The sequence below is a fragment of the Streptomyces sp. NRRL S-378 genome (assembly GCF_000720645.1).
Classification (GTDB): domain Bacteria; phylum Actinomycetota; class Actinomycetes; order Streptomycetales; family Streptomycetaceae; genus Streptomyces.
Genome location: NZ_JOBX01000234.1, coordinates 1 through 253 on the forward strand (window position 1 = coordinate 1; position 253 = coordinate 253).

At 71.9% G+C, this 253-nt stretch carries 1 pseudogene; it reads left to right on the forward strand.

Features of this window, described 5'->3' with window-relative positions:
• Positions 1-253: pseudogene (locus IH80_RS0138610) on the forward strand (cupin); the annotation flags it as partial.

Consider the following 253-nt stretch of genomic DNA (forward strand, 5'->3'; position numbering starts at 1 on the left):
CGCCGTGAGCGCCGACCAGGGCACCGCCTCCCTCCACCTCACCTTCGGACTCGCCACGCAGACCGGCGCCGAGTTCCTGGGCTGGCTGTGCGACGACCTGCGGGCCAGCGTGACCGTCCGGGCGGACGTACCGCGTTTCGGCACCCCGGAAGAACGGGCGGACTACCTGGCTGCCATACGGAAGGACGTGCTGGCCGCCCTGGACGACCCCGCGGTTCTCGACCGCTGGGAAAGGACCCTGGACGCGACGCAC